Origin of the sequence: Parabacteroides chongii (assembly GCF_029581355.1) — a bacterium.
In the GTDB taxonomy this organism is placed as follows: Bacteria; Bacteroidota; Bacteroidia; order Bacteroidales; family Tannerellaceae; genus Parabacteroides; species Parabacteroides chongii.
Genome location: NZ_CP120849.1, coordinates 1008622 through 1029083 on the forward strand (window position 1 = coordinate 1008622; position 20462 = coordinate 1029083).

General features: G+C 42.6%; 20 protein-coding genes and 1 tRNA gene. 12 read left to right on the plus strand and 9 right to left on the minus strand.

The genetic code is table 11. The annotated features are described in order from the left end of the window. The first annotated feature begins 14 nt into the window (after window positions 1-14). From P3L47_RS04125 to P3L47_RS04160, 8 genes are all read left to right on the plus strand, one after another. Window positions 15-98: transfer RNA gene (locus P3L47_RS04125), tRNA-Leu, on the plus strand. Between the two features lie 236 nt (window positions 99-334). Next, window positions 335-1243, plus strand: a complete 909-nt coding sequence (locus P3L47_RS04130) for a hypothetical protein (protein WP_007479974.1) — start codon at window positions 335-337, stop codon at window positions 1241-1243. A gap of 124 nt (window positions 1244-1367) precedes the next feature. Further along, entirely contained in the window at window positions 1368-1655 is a 288-nt protein-coding gene (locus P3L47_RS04135; RefSeq protein WP_004310673.1) for a helix-turn-helix domain-containing protein, read from the plus strand. Window positions 1656-1660: 5 nt separating this feature from the next. Then, window positions 1661-2734 (plus strand): AAA family ATPase, encoded by a 1074-nt coding sequence (locus tag P3L47_RS04140; protein WP_277782767.1) that lies wholly within the window; start codon window positions 1661-1663, stop codon window positions 2732-2734. 163 nt (window positions 2735-2897) lie between these two features. Next, a complete protein-coding gene (locus tag P3L47_RS04145) occupies window positions 2898-3863 on the plus strand; it encodes a toprim domain-containing protein (protein ID WP_277782768.1) in 966 nt (321 codons plus the stop codon). Window positions 3864-4010: 147 nt separating this feature from the next. Continuing rightward, a complete protein-coding gene (locus P3L47_RS04150; RefSeq protein ID WP_004310825.1) occupies window positions 4011-4394 on the plus strand; it encodes a MobC family plasmid mobilization relaxosome protein in 384 nt (127 codons plus the stop codon). Beyond that, window positions 4360-5286: a relaxase/mobilization nuclease domain-containing protein gene (locus tag P3L47_RS04155; RefSeq protein WP_277782769.1), complete on the plus strand. Its 927-nt coding sequence runs from the start codon at window positions 4360-4362 to the stop codon at window positions 5284-5286. The genes P3L47_RS04150 and P3L47_RS04155 overlap by 35 nt, the downstream gene beginning before the upstream one ends. Before the next feature lie 4 nt (window positions 5287-5290). Beyond that, complete coding sequence (locus tag P3L47_RS04160; protein WP_277782770.1) at window positions 5291-6010, plus strand: hypothetical protein; 720 nt, start codon at window positions 5291-5293, stop codon at window positions 6008-6010. A 104-nt stretch (window positions 6011-6114) separates the two neighbouring features. On the opposite strand, the gene P3L47_RS04165 is transcribed toward P3L47_RS04160, so the two are convergent. Genes P3L47_RS04165 through P3L47_RS04180 form a run of 4 tightly spaced genes read right to left on the minus strand, consistent with a single transcriptional unit; the run spans window position 6115 to window position 9364 of the window. Further along, complete coding sequence (locus P3L47_RS04165) at window positions 6115-7053, minus strand: DMT family transporter (protein WP_277782771.1); 939 nt, start codon at window positions 7051-7053, stop codon at window positions 6115-6117. After that, a complete protein-coding gene (locus tag P3L47_RS04170) occupies window positions 7043-7645 on the minus strand; it encodes a DoxX family protein (RefSeq protein ID WP_277782772.1) in 603 nt (200 codons plus the stop codon). Before P3L47_RS04170 ends, P3L47_RS04165 begins: the two co-directional genes overlap by 11 nt. Before the next feature lie 14 nt (window positions 7646-7659). After that, window positions 7660-8532 (minus strand): glucose 1-dehydrogenase, encoded by an 873-nt coding sequence (locus tag P3L47_RS04175; RefSeq protein WP_277782773.1) that lies wholly within the window; start codon window positions 8530-8532, stop codon window positions 7660-7662. Window positions 8533-8563: 31 nt separating this feature from the next. After that, window positions 8564-9364, minus strand: coding sequence for a glucose 1-dehydrogenase (locus P3L47_RS04180; protein ID WP_277782774.1), 801 nt, complete (start codon window positions 9362-9364; stop codon window positions 8564-8566). A 116-nt stretch (window positions 9365-9480) separates the two neighbouring features. Here P3L47_RS04180 and P3L47_RS04185 point away from each other — a divergent pair, with 116 nt between their 5' ends. After that, window positions 9481-10350, plus strand: coding sequence for a helix-turn-helix domain-containing protein (locus tag P3L47_RS04185; RefSeq protein ID WP_277782775.1), 870 nt, complete (start codon window positions 9481-9483; stop codon window positions 10348-10350). A gap of 150 nt (window positions 10351-10500) precedes the next feature. Here the strand turns inward: P3L47_RS04185 and P3L47_RS04190 are convergent, their stop codons facing one another. Then, window positions 10501-11643 (minus strand): PDDEXK nuclease domain-containing protein, encoded by a 1143-nt coding sequence (locus P3L47_RS04190; protein WP_277782776.1) that lies wholly within the window; start codon window positions 11641-11643, stop codon window positions 10501-10503. Window positions 11644-11668: 25 nt separating this feature from the next. Beyond that, window positions 11669-12892 carry a site-specific integrase gene (locus P3L47_RS04195; RefSeq protein ID WP_277782777.1) on the minus strand — a complete coding sequence of 408 codons (1224 nt, stop codon included), beginning with the start codon at window positions 12890-12892 and terminating at the stop codon, window positions 11669-11671. A gap of 418 nt (window positions 12893-13310) precedes the next feature. Between P3L47_RS04195 and P3L47_RS04200 the strand changes: the two genes are divergently transcribed. The 3 genes from P3L47_RS04200 to P3L47_RS04210 are packed head-to-tail and all read left to right on the plus strand — an operon-like array spanning window position 13311 to window position 16576. After that, complete coding sequence (locus P3L47_RS04200) at window positions 13311-14474, plus strand: hypothetical protein (protein WP_122361346.1); 1164 nt, start codon at window positions 13311-13313, stop codon at window positions 14472-14474. A 36-nt stretch (window positions 14475-14510) separates the two neighbouring features. Then, window positions 14511-15548: an NHL repeat-containing protein gene (locus P3L47_RS04205; protein ID WP_277782778.1), complete on the plus strand. Its 1038-nt coding sequence runs from the start codon at window positions 14511-14513 to the stop codon at window positions 15546-15548. A 23-nt stretch (window positions 15549-15571) separates the two neighbouring features. Then, window positions 15572-16576 (plus strand): sensor histidine kinase, encoded by a 1005-nt coding sequence (locus P3L47_RS04210; RefSeq protein ID WP_277782779.1) that lies wholly within the window; start codon window positions 15572-15574, stop codon window positions 16574-16576. On the opposite strand, the gene P3L47_RS04215 is transcribed toward P3L47_RS04210, so the two are convergent. The 3 genes from P3L47_RS04215 to P3L47_RS04225 form a co-directional block, all read right to left on the minus strand. Continuing rightward, window positions 16556-17338, minus strand: a complete 783-nt coding sequence (locus P3L47_RS04215) for a class I SAM-dependent methyltransferase (protein ID WP_277782780.1) — start codon at window positions 17336-17338, stop codon at window positions 16556-16558. The two genes, P3L47_RS04210 and P3L47_RS04215, sit on opposite strands and share 21 nt — an antisense overlap. A 79-nt stretch (window positions 17339-17417) precedes the next feature. After that, the gene (locus P3L47_RS04220; RefSeq protein ID WP_277782781.1) at window positions 17418-19070 is read right to left on the minus strand and encodes a sigma-70 family RNA polymerase sigma factor; all 1653 of its coding nucleotides are present in this window, start codon (window positions 19068-19070) and stop codon (window positions 17418-17420) included. 322 nt (window positions 19071-19392) lie between these two features. Further along, entirely contained in the window at window positions 19393-20445 is a 1053-nt protein-coding gene (locus tag P3L47_RS04225; protein WP_277782782.1) for a winged helix DNA-binding domain-containing protein, read from the minus strand. Between the last annotated feature and the right edge of the window lie 17 nt (window positions 20446-20462).

The window sequence follows — 20462 nt, forward strand, 5'->3', positions numbered from 1 at the left end:
GCAAAAAAGCAGATGCCCAGATGGCGGAATTGGTAGACGCGCTGGTCTCAAACACCAGTGGATTCACTTCCATGCCGGTTCGATCCCGGCTCTGGGTACGAATAAACCCTGATAATTACTTAATTATCAGGGTTTTCTGCTTTTATGGGGCGTACTAAATGTGTACTGAATGACGAATACAAAGAAAAGGTGTACTTTTATAATTTTTCTCCCTGTATCTTTATAATTTCTTAACTATTACCTTATCTTTTCTTCCTTATTATTGCCGATGTTTTCGGGAAAAGTGAGATTCTTACCTTATATTTGTAGTAAGAACGTTTAAAGGCACACGATTATGGAAAATCATATAGAAACCAATTTCAGAGAAATACAGAAGATATTAGATAGTTGTATAGCGCATGACTATAAAACTAAAGTAGATGCACTATTTTTAAAACGTGAATATTTGACGCAAGCCCAGCTAAAGGATTATTTGCGGCAAGAAATTTTCCGTGTGACTGAAAATATTGTAGCCATCCAACAAAAATACCGTGTCGTGCGTAACATTGTATTGGATATGGATATTCCCGATTTTTTGTGGGAAAGTGGTTATTTTGAGGACTTGAATTCTGATGAAAGAAAAAAATATATCGGTTTCCGCTGCTCTGATTTTGATATGGATGCATATTTGCATGAACCGTCCTGTTATGATGGGCGGCTTCCTTATTTGTCCATTATCGTTAATCTTGTCGTGCTTTCCAAATATTTGCGCTATCTGCAAGAACAGGAAAGCAATTACCATACAGATGCGGTTGCCATCCAAGAGCAAGCCTTGCCAAAAGAGAAAGAGGAAAGTGCAGATACTAATCCAACCAAGATTGTGGGCAAAAGCAATCCTTTCAAGTCCACGTTGAAAGCTAATGAAATCAAACTTCTGACCGACTGTGTGAATGAAGCGAATATGTTTACTACTACCGTCAGCGCCAAAATACTTACCGATTTTTTCAACTGCAAACTGAATGGGGTATTGAAAGTTAATAATACCCGTCTGTTAGCCTATCTTATGATGCAACTTAGCTGTTATAATTACATCGTTTATGAATGGCAGTCTGTCATAGCAAACAATAAGCTGATATTGAAGAAGATAAAAGGTGAACCGCTTACACGTACTGACCTGTCGAGTGCGACAGACCAAGCGAAAAACATCTATCCGAAAGGATATGAAATCATAGACAAATACATCAAACAACTGCAAAAAGGTTGAGCATAGATTGAACGCTCAAACAAAGGTCAATTAGACTTCATTTTCAAGCTCTTAACTTTGCCCCCGTTAACAAAAAAACGAGGGTGCGCACCTTCATATTGTTTCACCTAAATTCCTAAACAATATGGAAAGAGATTTAGAGTTAAGAGTTTCCGAACTCGAAAAGATGTTGTTCCTTTCAAAGAACGTGCTTAGCTTCGATGAAGCGAGCAAGTTCTTGAACCTTTCTAAAAGTTACCTGTACAAGCTGACTTCGGGTAACTTGATACCCCATTACAAGCCGCAGGGCAAAATGCTTTATTTTGAGAAAGCGGAGTTGGAAGCATGGTTGCGTCAGAATCCGGTCAAGACGCAGGCGCAGATAGAGCAGGAAGCGCAGAAGTATATCCTTAACCGTCCTCTAAAGAAATAACGGCTATGGAAAATAGAAAAGCGACAGAAGCCGGGCAGGGTGTTACCATGCAGAAAGAGGATTTCGCAGCCCTTTGGAAAACCATTCATCTAAAGGTAACGGACACTTACGAAGTGCCGCCCGAAATACTCTGGGTGAACGGCTCTACCATTGGCACGCTGGGTAATTTCAGCGCATCCACAGGCAAAGCCAAGAGTAAAAAGACATTCAACATTTCCGCTATCGTTGCGGCAGCGTTGAAGAATGATGAGGTACTGAAGTATTCGGCATACCTGCCACCGAACAAACGGAAAATCCTCTATGTAGATACCGAGCAGAGCAAATACCATTGCCACAAGGTCATGGAACGTATTTTGCGACTTGCTGGACTGCCTACCGACAAGGACAGGGACGATTTTGTTTTCATCGTGCTAAGGGAGCAGACTCCCGACAAGCGGAAACAGATTATCGGCTATATGCTTGAAAATATGCCCGATGTGGGGTTACTCATCATTGACGGAATCCGTGACTTGATGTATGACATCAACAGCCCCAGCGAATCGACTGACCTAATCAACCTCTTGATGCGCTGGTCAAGCGGATATAACCTGCATATCCATACCGTACTGCATTTGAACAAGGGGGATGACAACACAAGGGGGCATATCGGTACGGAACTGAACAACAAGGCTGAAACCGTCCTGCAAATCACGAAAAGCCAGCAGGACGGCAACATAAGCGAGGTAAAGGCGATGCACATACGTGACCGGGAATTTGACCCGTTCGCATTCCGTATCAATGACAACGCTTTACCCGAAATCGTGGATGATTATGTATTCCAACAACCTAAGCAGGACAGGAATTTTCCGCTTACGGAACTGACTGAACAGCAACACCGGGAAGCGTTGGAGAACGGTTTCGGCAAGCAGGTGGTACAAGGCTATTCCAATGTCATAGCGGCATTGAAACAGGGTTATGCGAGTATCGGCTACGAGCGTGGACGCAATGTTCTTGTGTCACTTAACAAGTTTCTTGTGAACAAGCGCATGATTGTGAAAGAGGGCAAGGGCTACCGCTATAATCCCGATTTCCATTATTAAAAGTCAGTTTGGTTTAGTCCGGGTGTATATACAAGAGGAACGGACTTACTATTTCCCTGTATCGGAACAGGCAGGTTTAGTATGGTACGGGTATATATATAACGGACTAAACAGGACTGGTGCACTTTTCAACTATTTTTTAGTCCCCAAAAAAGAAAATGTTATGAATATCGAAGATGTGAAACAAATACCCATCGCAGACTATCTGCACAGTTTAGGCTACTCTCCTGTCAAGCAGCAGGGCAACGGCTTATGGTACAAATCACCGTTAAGGGAGGAACACGAACCGTCTTTCAAGGTGAACACTGACCGCAACCTTTGGTATGACTTTGGCGCAGGCAAGGGCGGCAACATCATCGCACTGGCAAAGGAACTCTATTGCTCCGACAGCCTGCCATACCTGTTAAACCGGATAGCGGAACAGACACCGCACGTCCGCCCGGTCAGTTTTTCTTTTCCCCAGCGTAGGACAGAACCGAGTTTCCAACATTTGGAAGTCCGTGACTTGACCCATCCGGCATTGCTCCGTTACTTGCAGGGACGGGGTATCAATATCGAACTGGCAAAAAGAGAATGTAAGGAACTCCATTTTACCAATAACGGCAGACCGTTCTTTGCTATCGGTTTCCCGAACATGGCAGGAGGTTACGAGGTTCGCAATTCCTTTTTCAAAGGCTGCATCGCCCCGAAAGACATCACCCATATACGGCAGCAGGGAGAGCCGAGAGAGAAGTGTTTGGTATTCGAGGGTTTTATGGACTATCTTTCTTTCCTCACGCTCCGGATGAAGAACTGCCCGACCATGCCCGACCTTGACAGGCAGGATTATGTCATACTCAACTCTACTGTCAATGTGCCGAAAGCTATTGACGTGCTGTACCCGTATGAACGCATCCACTGTATGCTTGACAATGACAAGGCAGGATATGAAGCGACACGGGCTATCGAATTGGAATACTCCTACCGTGTGCGTGACTTCTCGGGCAATTACAGGGGGTATTCGGACTTGAACGATTACCTGTGCGGCAGGAAGCAGGAACAGAAGAACAGCACCAGCCAAGCGCAGGAGATAAAGCAGGAAACCGGACAACGTGCCGCCCCAAGACAGAAAAGGGGCAGGGGCATTTAGTCCGGCAGGATTACCAGTGACAGGCGGTTTAATTTGGAGAGCAAGGTTATGTTTCGGTAAACCGAAACTACCTTGCTTTGCTTGACAGCAAAGAAAATTTCTCCCGTTGGTCGCAATTTTTAAGACACCATTTAAACGTAAAAACCTATGACGAATATAAAGGATAAGCCGGGGGGACGTCCGGCAAAGAAACGGATAGAGAAGCAGCAACGGGTTGTCAGCACGAAGCTGACCGAGTTGCAGTATTACGCCATCAGGAAGCGAGCCGGGGAAGCCGGGTTGCGTGTCAGTGAGTATGTAAGGCAGGCGGTTGTTTCGGCAGAGGTCATACCCCGGCTGAACAGGCAGGATGCGGACACCATCCGCAAGCTGGCAGGGGAAGCCAACAACATCAACCAGTTGGCGCATCGGGCAAATGCCGGAGGTTTCGCACTGGTGGCGGTGGAACTGGTGAAACTGAAAAACAGGATTGTCGAAATTATAAACCAGTTGTCGGATGATTGGAAAAATAAAAAAGGGAAGCGGGTTTAAGGGCTGCGTAAACTATGTGTTGGGCAAGGAACAGGCGACTTTGCTCCATGCGGACGGGGTACTGACAGAAAGCCGGGGAGATATAATCCGCAGCTTCTGTATGCAGACCGGGATGAATCCCGACTTGAAAAAGCCAGTCGGACATGTCGCACTAAGCTATTCGGCAGTGGATGCACCCAAATTGACGGACGAGAAAATGATACAGCTTGCGCAGGAGTATATGCGTGAAATGAAAATCACCGATACGCAGTATATCATCGTGCGCCATCAAGACCGGGAACACCCACATGTGCATATCGTATTCAACCGTATAGACAACAACGGCAAGACCATTTCGGACAGGAACGACATGTACCGTAACGAGCAGGTATGTAAGAAGCTGAAAACCAAGCACGGGCTTTATTTCGCTGGTGGGAAAGAACAGGTAAAGCAGCACCGCTTGAAAGAGCCGGACAAATCGAAATACGAGATTTACAACGCTGTAAAGAATGAAATCGGGAAGTCTAAGAACTGGCAGCAGTTACAGGAGCGGTTAGCGGAAAAGGGTATTACTATCCGGTTCAAGTACAAAGGGCAGACAAACGAAGTGCAGGGCATATCCTTTTCCAAAGGAGAATACACGTTCAAGGGTTCGGAGATAGACCGTAATTTCAGTTTCTCCAAACTGGATAAATGTTTCGGGGATGCAGGACTGAACGCTGCCGGAAACAACCGGCAGACAGTTTCCGTACCTGTTCAGGAGCCAGCGCAGACACCGGGCAAAGCCGACAGTCCGTTACTGGCAGGCTTGGGCGGTCTGTTCTCCGCTTCATTCTCTCCGGCTGATGAAATGCCCGATGATTCCTTTTTGAGAAAGAAGAAGAAAAAAAAGAAAAAACAACTAAAGTTATAAGCGTATGGAGGAAAATTTGATTTTAGAGGGGCTTCTCTCAATGGTTACAGAACTGAAAGAGAAACAGGAAGCACAGGTAACGCCAGCCAGTCGGGAGGAAACGCTCGAAAGACTGGGCGCAATCGAACAGGCATTGTCGGAACTGTACAGTAACCCTGCTGTTCCCGAAAAGGATTTGCAGGCTATCCGAAGCCAGCTTGACGAGGTAAGGAACAGGATGCAAGGTCAGCAGAAACATATCGAGGACACCAAGAAAATAGTATTGGAAACCTACCGTTGTTTCAAGGTAATGATTGATGCTTTGGGCTCTTGCAAGACGGATAGAGAGGAAGCTGCACCCTTACCGTTCTATCAACGGATTTACAACAAGGTCGCTTCTTGGATTCGTCCGGGATTGTTTCTTTTTTCGGCAGTGCTGGTTATCTGTTCCGCTTCCATATTCTTGAATGTCCGTTTGGCTGAACGTATGCAGCAGTTGCAGGACAACGATATAAAATACCGCTATTTGCTGATGCAAGGACAGGCAGACGGGGAAATTTTTGATATGCTGGAAAACAAGTTCAAATGGCAGAGGGATGAACATTTTATCCGAAGCCTGACGGATTCGGTGATTGATTTTGAATACCGTCTTCGGAAACAGGCAGAAACGTTGGAGCGTGCAAGGTTACTCAATGAACAAGCCGAGCAGTTGAGAAAGGAGGCTGATAAGCTGGGCAAACCATAAAACGAAACAAAGCCGAGGTGATGAACTATGTTCACCGTTTCGGCTTTGCAAATTCATTTTTTCGTGTAGAGTTCTTCCTTGAACTTGCGTAATATTGCTATGCTTTATTTATTTGAACAGTTTCCGTATTTCTCTAAATCCATTCGACTACGGCTGGAAGTGACCATATACACACCACTAAAAATGAGAATTACTGCCATTATTTTTATTGCATTAAAAGAATCCATTCCCAAATATACAGCGACAGCACACGCAACAATCGGTTGAATGTAATTGTACATTCCAGCCACAGTAGGACGAAGTCTTTTCTGTCCAATAACAATGAACATATAACTGATAAAAGTCGCTCCTACGACAATAAACACCAATCCTCCGATTTCTCTTAAATGTAAATCACCCCATTGTGCATTCATCAAATCATTCGTTGAAAAAGGTAATAAGCAGATAAAGGAATAAGTAAACATCCATTTCATAATGGTCGTCAAGGAGTATTTGTTTACAAAATTCTTATAGAAAACAATGTAAAACGCATAACATAATTGAGCAAACAGCACTAACAAGTCCCCCCATATAGCGGTATTATTAACAGTAGATGATATTTGCACGTCCTGTCCATTGCCTAAAATGAGTAATAAAGCACCCCCTGCACCGAACGCTATTCCTAATACTTTTTTCCCGGTTATAGGTTCTTTTAAAAATAATGCAGCCAATACCATTGCCCAAAGTGGCATACTTGTTGTAATAATAGAAGCATCTCCCGGAGATGTCAAGCTTACTCCGAATATGAAGCATCCCTGATTGAATGTTATGGCAAAAAGTGAAGCAAAAAATAATGTCATCAAATCTTTATGGTTGACATGTTCAGGCTTTTTAAAAAACGAAGTAATCCAAAACAAAACCATTGCCCCGCCAATGCGCAAATCAGTTACAACCAATGGAGTGATAGCCCCTCCAGCGAGAATTACTTTAGAAATAGGAGACAATAGTCCCCACATTGCATTTGCCCCAAACATAGAGGCATGACCTTTCCAATCAAAGCTCATCGTCTTTTATGTAATATAAACTAAGTAAGTATAATGCTATTGCTAACACAATCAGGCAAACTGAAACTAATCCTGTAAAATAATTAGCCAATACGAACCAACTAATTCCACAGATTACGAGATAGAGAAGTATCCCCTTTGTTTCGTTTTTGCTAATTCTAATTTTTCTTTTGGAAAAAAGAAAATAATCCAATGAATACTTGCCAGCTCCTAATAGCAGCTGGATAAGGTATAAGCCTAAAAATAGAGCAGGTAATACCTTAATATTGAATGAGTCGAAGAAGTGAAACTTGACCGCAATCAACATGTTAAATGCTAAAACACTTGCAGCCAATCTGGTCTGAAATCCAACTAGAAGCATTATTGGACAAATGGTTTGGGCAAAGATAGTCAGCCACAGAGACGGAATATCACCGATACCGATAGGGTTACCGAAAAAATCTGCGGCATATCTGTCATAATTGACAATCTTCCCATATCCATAAGGTAACATCGTCAATCCGCAAAAGCTACGGAAATTAAGAATGACGAAAGAGTAGAAATTCCCTGAAAAGGAATCTCTACTCACTAAATAATTTATAAGATGCTTCATATATTCACAGTCAATCAATATGATGTCCAACCGCCATCGGCCACGAATATACTGCCATTTACGAATGAAGCTTCATCAGAAGCAAGAAAGAGAGCAACCTTGGCTATCTCGTCCGGGGTACATTTCCTCATGTTCGTGATGTAACCTTCTGTAATCTTATCTTCAATGTCTTTCCATTTTCCAATAGACTGGTCGCGTGCTGTTTTGGATCCGGCCAGCTTTTCACTGTTGATGCGCAGATTGGTTTCTACTCTACCGGGGGCAACAGCATTACAACGGATATTCTTTTCCTTATAGTTGAACGCCACATTTTTGGTCAATCCGATTAAAGCATGTTTGGAAGCTACATAGGCTGCTCCACCACCACGTGCTCCAGTAAATCCGGCAATGGAAGCTGTATTGACAATGACCCCACCGCCCTGTTTCTCAAAAATGGGAATCACTTTACGAATACCTCGCATCGGTGCATTCAGGTTGGTTTCCATTACTTTGTACCATAAGTCGTCACTGACTTCACCGACCGGTATCAGCTCGTCAAAAATGCCTGCATTATTCACCAGTATGTCCAGACGTCCATATTTGGATAAAGCAGCATCCACCATTTTTTGAATGTCGGCTTCTTTGGTTACATCCGCTTCTACGCCCATTACATCATATCCCTGCTTGGACAGTGAGGTTACGGCTTCATCCAAAGTAACTTTATTGATGTCAACCAGGACGACTTTAGCTTTTTCTTGGGCAAACAAGGTGGCGATAGCTTTTCCATTGCCAGATGCCGCTCCCGTAACCAAAGCTATTTTATTGTTTAACCTGGCACTCTGTGCGAATGCTTGTCCTGCAAATAACATGAGAATGAGAATCATTCCTAGAGAAATAATTTTTTTCATACGCTTTGAGAATTTAAATGTTACTATAAAATCAATAAGCTGTCCAAGCACCATCGGCAACAAGAATGCTACCGTTTACAAATGATGCTTCATCAGAAGCCAGAAACAGAGCAACTTTTGCAATTTCTTCTGGAGCAGCCTTACGCTGATTGGTGGCATATCCCATTGCAATTTTTTCCGTAATCTTAGCCATGTCTTCGGATAAGCATCCATCTTTACTGGATGTTTGAAGTGCTTTTTTGCTATTATCCCGTATGTTGGTATCTACACGTCCCGGAGCCACGGCATTGCACCGGATATTCCATTCCTTGTAGCAAAAGGCCACGTGTTTGGTCAATCCTACCAAGCCATGTTTCGAGGCGACATAGGCAGCTCCGCCACCTCTTGCACCCGTCAATCCTGCTATGGATGCTGTGTTGACGATTACTCCACCACCTTGTTCCTTGAATATGGGAATCGTATAACGTATGGCTCGCATGGGAGCTGTCAGGTTTATAGATAATACTTTCTCCCAAAGTGCATCATCCGTATCGGCAATAGGAACCAACATATCAAAAATACCAGTATTGTTAATCAGAATATCCAATCTCCCAAAAGCGGAAATAGCTGTTGATACCATCCGCTCAATATCCGATTCTTTGGTTACGTCAATGACCACCGACAACACCTCGCAGCCTTTCTGCTGCAAATCCGCAGTAACTTGTTCCACGCCTTCTTTATTGATGTCAGCAAGGATGACTTTTGCACCTTCCTGAGCGAATAAAGTAGCTATTGCCTTACCATTGCCCGATGCTGCACCTGTAACTAGTGCTGTTTTGCCTTTTAGTCTCATAATCATTTTTTTTTGTGAATATTGAAAATCCTTTCTCTTTGTTTTTATTGCAAATTTAAAGTGGAATGAAATGTAATTTATTGTATCTTTGCTATAAGATATTGTACTATTTCGTTATGTGGAAAGAAAATTTATATCAACCCGTTGAAGTCCTGATTCGCAATCATGAAATATTTCCAATTGCCGAACACCAGCATTCATTCTTCGAAATGGTGTATGTGCATGAGGGAACTGGACGATTTTATGTCAAGGAGTCAGATTGTAAGGTTGAGGAAGTTATTTATCATGCCCATTCTTTGTTTCTTATTCCTCCGGAAACCACTCATTGTTTCGCGATAGATACGCATAGTGAATATGTATTTATTCGTTTTGTGCTTCATTATGTGGAAGACTATATAGGGAAATATCTGGCAGAGATATTTCGTGACTCCAGTCGTCAGGCAGAAATCTCTCTAAATAAATCGGATGAAAATATGGCATCCCAGCTTTTTGACTTTATAAGAAAGGAAGAAGACAATAGGCAAATGGGGACAAACTATTTGCAACAGCAGTGGCTTAACAGTATCTTGGTTTTAGTTGCAAGAAATATTGTTCATGAAGCTAAAGATGAGTGCCTGTCTGTCAAATATCTTACTATAAATGAAACCAACCCAGCTGTGTATATGTTGCAGTATATCCAGCAACATATACACCAACCGGAATTGTTGAGGGCGGAAAGCCTTTCCAAAATATTTCATCTTTCGCCTGATTATATCGGAATTTATTTCAAACGATATTATCAAGAAACACTACAACAGTATATTGGACGAAACCGTTTGAAGATGGTAGAAAATTTGTTATTGAACAGTTCCATGACAGTCAAAGAGATAGCTTATAAAATGGGGTATACTGATTCTTGTTACCTCGTAAAGTCGTTTCAAAAGGTTTATGGAATTTCACCTTTGAAATATAGGCAAGAACATTCTCAAAGTAATAATTTAAAGTAATGGATTTGTGATTCTGCTTGCAAAGTTTAGTCTTTTTTGTCTATATATCCAAAACGGACTAAACTTGTTTCTATTGACGGCAAATTATATATGTGCTGGCGAAAAGAAAAACAGTATTCTTCTTTTCGCCAGCATTACTTTTATGATAGGTTAGTAATTTGAGGAAGCAATGAATGCTTTTATTTCTTCCTCGCTTGGGAGTTCTATCATGTACTTTTGTACGAAGATATTCGGGTCTAATCCGGCAGTGGCATACTTTACCAATGTATCTCCTTTTTCGGTACAGAGCAAAATGCCGATAGGTGGGTTATCATCCGGCTGCATCACTTCCGCTTTAAAATAGTTCAGATACATATTCAGTTGCGAAGCATACTCATGGCGGAACTTATCTATCTTCAATTCTACAATAACATGGCATTTCAAAATACGATGATAGAACACAAGGTCGGCAAAGAAATAATCCTCGTCTATCAAGATACGTTTTTGCCGGGCTTCAAAACAGAAGCCATGTCCCATTTCTAACAGGAAGTGTTGCAGGTTGTCAAGAATGGCTTGTTCCAAATCAGTTTCTGTCACCAATGCACGTTCATTCAACTCTAAGAACTCCAAAGTAACAGGGGTATTGATAACATCTTTAGGTTGTAATAAGGTTGCTTGTTGCTGGACTAAAGCGGAGAGGGCTTCTTTGTTTTTGGATAGTCCGCTACGTTCGTAATATAAAGATGCTATTTGTCGCTCTAGCTCCTTGTATGACCAACAGCCACGAATGGTTTCCATTTCATAAAAAGCTCGTTTTACGGGGTTGTCAATAGCGGAGATGAGCATTAAATTAGAATATGTGAGTTTATTAAAGAGTCTATCTGCCGGAATTATCCACTCTTTTGCAGTTTCCAATTCGGCGGACGGCATCCGCCGAATGTTCATTGCAGATTCGGCGGATGGCAACCGCCGAATTGGTTCTATGAATTCGGCACACACTGAGTGCCGAATTTGAATTTGTGATGCAATGTATTGTGTAACAGGTTCTTTTAATTGTGGATAAACAAGGTACAACCGTCTAAATTCCCTGAATCTACGTTCATTCAGACCTTTTGTTTTCAGTCGTTGTTCCAGTTTTTTCAACAATTGCTCACCGTAGGCGGCACGGTCTTCTCCGTTCTGCTCAAACTCCACGATATAGCACCCCATAAGCCAGTTACGGGAAGTAAGGGCAAGGTTTACAGCGTGTGCGGCTTGTGCCTGCAACGTGTTCTGTATCGTGCTGATATGTTTTACTAATGCTTCAAAGTTCATAGTTACAAAGATAAGTCTTTTATGATTAAAACTTTAGTTTGGGCAAGCTGTTTATTGCTTCCTCTTTCAATTTATCCACCGCACGGGTGTACTTCTCCGTATGCTTCAATCCGCTATGACCTAAAAGGCTGGCTACGGTTTTGATATTTGCCCCATTATTCAGAATGTTCACGGCAAACGAATGTCGGGCGCAATGCCAGCTTATATGTTTGTCTATTCCGGCTCTTTTTACCCAACGCTTTACTGACTTACAGCAGCTTTCGTAAGTAGGCAAATCGAATATTAAACAGTTTTTATCTGCCGGAGCTTCACCAATGATAGACAATAGACCGTCATTCAGAGGAATAACCACACCACTACTGGCAGAATGTCCCTTTGTCTTGCTTTGCTCAAATTTCAATAACCGGTTAGCGTAATCCACATTTTTATAGGTAAGGTCTTTTACATCACAGAAGCGCAGACCGCAGTATAAGCAGAAGATAAAAGCACGTCTGACATTCGGGTTCTCGTTGTCATAATGGCAAGCCGCCAACTTTTGGATTTCTTCGGGAGAGAGAACATCTTTCCGAAGCATTTGGCTATCCACTTTGCAGGTAACACTTTTGCATGGGTCTTTCAACATTACATCGTGGTCAATCGCATATCGAATAACTTTCTTGAAACGCTGGTAAATGCTTTTAGCACCCTCACCTACACTTCGGGATTGCAGATAGGCTACAAACTGCTCCATCATTTCTTTGGTGATAAGTTCCGGTTTGATACTAAACTCATTCATGGGGTATTGCTCTTTTAAGAAGTCCTTAAAACGGCTAAGCGCAATTTGTACCATGCGAATATCTTTCTTGGTATAACTGTTGATATAGGCTTGGAAATAGTCTAAGAAATTGACCGTTCTATCTTTTTTTAACCGATAGCCCAACATGCTTTCTTTAAATTCCTGTTCACGCTCTGCACGTATCTTTGTAGCAAGTTCCAACGTTTCTTTGTTCTGCTGACGTTCCGCAGGAGTACGGGGTTTGTCTATCAGATACAGACTAAGGTTTTCTTTTCGCCTGTTGTGCTTTACTGCAAACTTGGGCTTACCTTGCATCTTTCCACTATCATAGTACACTTGATTGCCGTTTTCATCTAATACGGGCTTTTCCTCTCTACCTAAATAATACTCTAAGTAAAGGCTAATTCTACCATCCGAGAGCTTATTTTGCTCTAACTTGGGGTTTTCTTTCGTTTTATTTTCTAACTTTGCCATTGTTTAGAGGTTTTATCCCGATTTAGGTACCATAACCGGGTGATTACGCTAAATAGTTGATTTTCTTTTGTTTTCCGATATTGCAAAGGTACAAAAGAAAATGATATTTCAAAGTGTACTAAAAGTGTACTGAATAACGGAAAATGGGCAAAATATGGCAAAAATAGAGAAAATAGGAAATATTCAAATAGTTGATAATAAGGAAGATAAATTCTTTTATTTTCCTATGATTTCTATGGCTTGTACCGGGTCTGGGTACACAAATTAACCCTTGATTATCAAACGATAGTCGAGGGTTTACTTTTTTTGATAGTAAACTATCCAAAAAGTAAATTCATGACAAAAAGTATTTGTTGCATCTTTGCAGCAAAATCAGTTTTTAAAGTATTTATAACAACCAAAGAGACAAAGACAGACGATGAAGAAGTTATTTTCCACCAGCCTGTTTATGCTGATCTACAGCCTTATTCTATTCACAGGATGCTCAGAAGACGAGCTGCCGGATTCCATTCCGGAAAAAGATGATTATACGATTGATTTGCCAATCGAACTAAGCGAAAAAGAATATACAACGGATAATACCTATTATCTGCTCAACGATGATGAGCCTGATGAAGTTTATTTCAACAGTAGCCAACGCAGCTTCTATGTCAATCGCCCATTACAGTTATCACTGGAAGAAGAGCATTATTTCCAACTCCGCTTTTACAGCCCCAGGGCTATCTCGCATGTAACCATTTGGGCTAAGATCGAAGGTTATGACGAGGATTTTAAATTTCTGGAACTGGAAAAGGTTCAACCATTCCAACAACTCAGAATACAGATTCCGTTTGCGACCAAAGATATGAAAGCGATCAGCCGTAGTGGAAAACAGATCCGAATTATAGCCAACCCGCATCTATCGGCCAGTAATATATCGTTTGAAGTGGAATGTAATGATCCCTACTACCAAAAAATTACTTCCAGCCTATGCAATTGGCGTATCTACTTTTCCGGTTATAGCGGCGAAGGAAGCTGGAAATATAAACTGCTGCCACCACATGCACGAGAAGCTGTTGCCATTGCTCTGAATATGAGTTATATGTTTTCTTCTGAAGCTTTTGAAGAGGCCTTACATGAATTTGGACCGCTGCATAGCGACAGCAACAAGACGTTGATTGACAAATACCAACTGAGAAAAAGAGTCCTGAACCACTCCGGACTCCGTTTCGGACACTGCTCCGGAGTAAACGGTCTTGGTGGTGGTGAGACTTACGGCCTCAACGAATGGTGCTATCTGGAACATTATGTAGATGACAAAAATGAAACACATACAGTCTTTCATGAACTGGCACACTGTATCGGATACGGTCATGACGGCAATATGACTTACGAACAAACAGGGCCGGGATGGATTACCCTATGTGCAAATGTATATCGTGCCCTGTCGCTGGCAAAAGAGCTTCCCGTTTATTCACGCCGATTCATGCACACACGCAAGAATCCAAACAGATACAACAAAAACGATTTGAATGTTCCCTCCAAATATATCATCGAAGATCCCGAACTGGATCTGCTGGATGGCGGCCTCACTCAAAAATAAAGATTTCAACAACGATAATTGCAGACTGAAAGAACAATGAAATTAAAGATATATATCCTATTATTTTTATACGGAATAATAACTGTTCAATGCAGCAAAGACGATATAGATCCGAATGACGGTAACAACGCGGATGCAACAGATCAGTATGACAGCTACTGGTATTATTCCTACAAGGCCCAATTGGTACTTACTGGTGAAAGCCTCAAACTCACAGATGCCTTTAGCCCCTATACCATCGCCCACTTCGGAGATACGCTCTTTATAGCCAACTCTGCCGATAACAGCCTGTTATTGATTGACTCCGAAACAACCCGGGTGATGCGCACCTTACGCTCTTGGACTTTTAACGGCCAGGAGAAAAGTTTCAACAGTCCGATTGAGGCTATTGTTCCCGTAGGCAATCGGCTGTATGTAGCCGAACGACAGTCACGTATTCATGTATTCAAACTTCCGGGATTTCAGTACATTGCCTGCATAGGTAACGGAAATTATAACGGTCCTGTGTTTCAAGCACAGGCTATGGATGTGGCAGACGGCTTGATTTTTGCACGTGACAAAGACGGCAGTGTCAGTATCTATCAGGAAGCATCGGTCACTTCGCAAAACTCAGGGAAAATAGACCGCTATCGGAAAGCAGCCGGAATAGGAACGCATAACAACAGTTTCGCTCCCCACAAAATGCTTGCCGATGAAGATGGCTATCTGCTACTAACAGACTATGAAGGTCGGAAAATCAGACTATTAAATCCGTCTTTGGTCAATGATGAAATGGAGAACGGAAGTTCCATTGACATGGCAAAACTAAGCCTTGACCTGGACTTCAAACCGAAATCATTGATAAAGACTGAAAACCATTTGTATATAACCGGTGACAACAATGCCATCAACATCTACGACCGAAAGGAACACAAATGGAACAACAAACTAACAAGCGTCAACGGTTACACCTTCAGCCAACCTACTTGTATCTGTGCACAAAATGACTCCGTCTTTTGGATATCAGATACGCATAACTCCAAACAGGCACTGATTAAGATTAATGTATATAGAGGGGAGATCAGAGAAGAATAAATCATACCTTTGCAAACAAGATTATGCTGAATCACAGACTACACCGAAGCATCGTCATCGGGATAACAGGTATCGTGTTATTCTCGGTTGCGGGAGCGTGGCTTTTAGTTAGCCAAACTTCGCTCTTTTTTGCTTTTGTTTGCGGTTGTATGGTCGTGGCGTTGGCGATTATGTTGGCAAGGAAGATGGAGAAGACCGACCGCCAGCTGGAAAGTTTCTTCAGCGCGATCAAGAACAACGATTTCAACGCACATTTTACACAAAAGAAAGGAGATAAGTTTCTGAATAACCTGTTTCGGGAAATGAACCGAATCATCACACAATTCGAGAACAATCATACCGAACTGGAAGAACGTCGTTTCTATTACGAAAGTATCATCCGCGTATTGACACATGAAATCAGAAACTCCATCACCCCGATCGCTTCCCTATCTGCCGACCTCATCAAATACAGTGATGAGTACGGGAAAGCCGGAATGCTAGACGGCCTGCAAACCATTCACCAGCAGGCACAGCAACTGAATACGTTCCTAAACGCCTATCACCGGCTGACACATCTGCCCGACCCGGTCAAGACGAAAGTAAACATCAGCACCTTGTTCGATAAGCTAAGCCGGTTACTCAAATCAGAACCTGGATGCGAAAACGTTCGTTACACCTCATCCCCTCATATCGAAATTCTGCTTGACCCTAATCTCATCACATTGGCTCTAATTAACTTGATCCGCAATGCTTTACAGACTACGGCTAACAATCCGAATCCCGAAATAAAAGTCGAAGCTATCCAGACATCCGGCTCCTTCTTCCTGCAAGTAACCGACAACGGAGAAGGCATCCCCGACAACCGGCTGGATGATATATTCACCCCCTTCTATTCCACCAAGAAAGAAGGAAGCGGCATCGGCCTGCCCTTATCCCGCCGCATCATGCAGCTTCATGGGGGAGAGTTGCTTGTTAATGTAGACCCAGGTGAAAAGACTGTATTTCGTATGATATTCCCAAATCATTTACAGACTAGCTTTTCGTAATACATAAAAGCAACTTGTACTGAAGAAATTCCTTATATACGGGATAGAGGCAATCACTTTCCACAATTTCCGGGGAGATAATCCGAACTTAATCTCATAATGCGGATTAACCAAATACAGTTGCTGGTCAACAATCTGATAACCGGCCTGTCTCGCAACTGTCCGAAACATCTCAATAGTACACCTCGTCTTCTTAATACTCAATAATTCTTCAATTGTGCCTTTTTCCTCTCCGTTCTGTTTCAATATCCATTGATAAATAGGGACAGGAAGCAAATGCAGGAAAGGCAGATGAGATATAACTTTCCCCCGAGCAATCTGCTGATGTCCTCCAAATGGCATCTGCCAGGCGGGGAAAGCGACAAAAATGACTCCGCCGGTACTTAAATAACATTTCATATCAGACAGAAAACGAGACTTTTCTCCGATATGCTCAATCACATCATGTATAAGAATCAGAGGGAAGCGTCCTGCCAGTTCTTTCAACTGAAAAATATCAGAAGCGACAAACATTCCTTTCTGTTTCTTTTCGGCAAAGAAAGCATGTGCCTGCTCTATCCGCAAAGCTGCAATATCTACTCCGACTGTTTCACAGCCCCGTTCGGCAAAAGGGAGCAAGTTCCCACCTTCCCCACAGCCGACTTCCAATACCCGTGTCGGAAGATTTCCTAAAACATTCTTTACATACGGAAGATAGTATTTCTCAGAAGTCTGTGCTTGTTCCTCAAAATAACGTTTACGGTCAATATGTCGTTCTTGCATCTTTCTTTTCTGTTGATTATCTATAATGATGATAATCAACAGAGGGAAAGACTGCACGGTCAGACCCGTTTTTTATGTTTTACCAGCTGAAACGCAAACCGACAGGGACAGTGAATGTCACCGGATGTTCCTTTCGGATCGTACGCAGTTCGCTTCCGTCCGGTATATAATAATTGAGAGTCGGTTCTACATACAGACTGACGCGGGGCGTGATATGATACTGCATACCTGCACTCGTATTCACCGACCATTGCCAAGGTACATCCAATGGCTGACGGCTGATACTGATCGGCACGCTATCCGTTACATGGAACGTATGGAGTCTCCCTTTCAAGGGGATGTCTAGCTGGACACCGGCCGTCGAGTAGAACGAAAACTTTCTGAAAGTCCCCCAACGATAAGAAACACGAAGAGGAAGGCCGAGATAATGAATCTTTTGTGTTTCCTGAATACGTGCTTCATCTCCTGTGACAAAATCTGATTTTAAATAAGTATATTGCAATCCCGTCTCAAAGCTCCATCGCTCATTCAGTTTTTTATTGACAGAAAGCCCAATCGTAACAGGGGCATCATGATGTTGATGTTCAACAATCCGCCCTCGGTTGTTTCCGGCTATTTGCATCAATGAAAGCGAATCGCCTGAAAGACCTTCCTGGTAACGGGTTTGCAAATAGGTATAATACTCTTCCCAGGTACTTACCTGCTGAGGTAGATCCGGATTTCCTTCACTGTCGGCATGAGGCGTAGCAATCAGTTTATATAGGTTCTGAGCCAACTGAGGACCTAAGGAGCCTGCCAGCATGAATTTCCATTTGTTCGATTTCCGGCTTCGTCCCGGAGAGACAAAATCTACTGTCGGGCAGGGAGTGAAAAGCGGCTTATAAGCCAATTCACCTATAAACAACGGCTTTGCAACAGATTGTAAGTCAAATGTAATCTTTTCCGAAGATAACAAAGGCGGAGTGTTAGCCGGTATCAATGGTGGAGCAGTCAATTTCTCTGAAGGCTGTGGGCATTCCACTGGTATTGAATGAATTATTGGGTTCGGAGAGTCTAGTTTTTGACCTTCCATTGTTTTCTCTTCTTTTTCCGTTTCCGCCTGTTGGGCTATATCTTCAAACGTTTTCGGTAGTTGCCGGGGATGCCTATACACATATTTATATAGCAAAGGAACAAACGATAACAGCAGCAACAACAAAGCCAGCCGATGCTCATTTATCATCTTTTTCAACAACAGTTTTGCCCGAGACAATTGTGAAGAAGACGAATGTGGAGCAATATGCAACAATTCTCCGATTTCCTTATGAGGTAATCCTTCCAGCACCGCCAGTTTGAACACTTTCGAATATCCTTCGGGCAGACTTTCCACCAACTCCATAATCCGGTCATACGAAACGAAATTCATTTCCACTATACTTTCAACCGGTTCGTCTTCTTCGGACATCTCTGACAAGGATATGATGCCAACTCTATTATTCTGGTTCAGATAGCGAAGAGATATATTTTTCATGACGATACCCATCCAACTTTCCAGCTTCTCCGGGTTGCGTAGGGAATGAATGGATGTGAAAATAATAATGAAACCGTCATGCAGTAAATCTTGCGCAGTCTGTCTGTCAGGCACGTAATGAAGGCATATCTTCATCATCTTTCCCGAATATGTTTTATAGAGTAAGTCCAACGCCTGCTCATCTCCCTTTCTGCACAAATCTACCAGTTCCCGTTTATCCATCTATTTCAACGCTAATATAGATATGATACACCAATAGTGAAAAGACTGCATGGGTTTTATATTTTTTTTAATAGCATTTCTCAGGGAATGTGTTTGTACCGGATGATCTAGAGAAATATCAATAGCCAAACTCATCAGAGAGCTATAGTGACACCGGTGGAGGCAAAACATTTGCGAGTAGGCAGGGAATAGAGAACGGGTGCCTACTCATTGACGAATCGGTGCCTACCCGTTAGAAAAACATGCCGACCTTTTTCAAGAAACACTTACGTTTTCAGAAGAAAATACTTACGTCTTTTTTCTTTATATCCCAGCAGAGAAATCAAAGTTTCCCCCAATCTCTATATCTGCTTTCAGCCTTTTCAAGCAGCTTCTCATCCAACTCCGGACAGTCGACAAAGAAAGATGTCTCGCATTTCACTTCACCTTTCTTCATTACTTTTTTCCAGTTTCCGACAATCTTTCCGTTATATAGAATCACCGGATAGAAAGTACCGTAGTTGTTGAAAGCCTTTGGGTGATGTTCTTTGTCCATGGCAGCCGTACGGTCTTTATAGCTAATCAGATATTCATCGAAAGGAGGCAGAAAATGTAATACTTCACAGCTTTTAAATCGTTTATCCCAATTCTGATGGATAAATAGCTCCTGTGAAGCGAATTTATCCTTTATCAATTCCGAATCGATAAGTCCGATTGCCTGGCGTGCTTCCGTCGCCGACAATCCCGACCACCAGATAAAATCATTCAGGCTGGCTGGTGAATGACTACTGAAGTATCTTCTTGCCAATAAAGCAATCGACTCTTCCCTGGGTAACTCTTTAGCCATAGGAGCACGTTCCGCCAACAAAGCATAGGTTGCTTTCCCTCCTTTATCCGCCCCACTACAAACAATGGCTTCCTGTTCAGCCCGTGTCAGCAAATATCCTATACATTCAGCATCAGAGATAATACCGGAATTGACCATCTCTTCTCCTAACTCCTGTTTTGTCAGATGGTTATTCCCTGCCAATATCTTTATAAAATGATCATTCGCTCTTGAATAAAGTTCTTCCGATATATTTATCCCGTTTCCTTTGGCAAAGGTATTGCAGGCAGTTATAATCCTTCGCGAAGACAACTTCAACATCCAGCGGATATCTTCAGACGCGACCATATGCCAGGTCGGACGCATCACATGGGTACGAAGGATCTCTCCTTTCTGAAACGCATCCTCTACAGTCTTTAACGAACCGGATTTCAGCCGGACACCCAATGCCCATCTGACCATCCGATAGTCTTGCGCCTGAACAGCTCCCATCCAGGTAACCAATTCCTTTGGATCCTTAAACTCAGGTTTTATCAGTTGCTGGCTCCGCAAACGAATGTTTGTTATCATGTTCAGCTGTGTTTCGT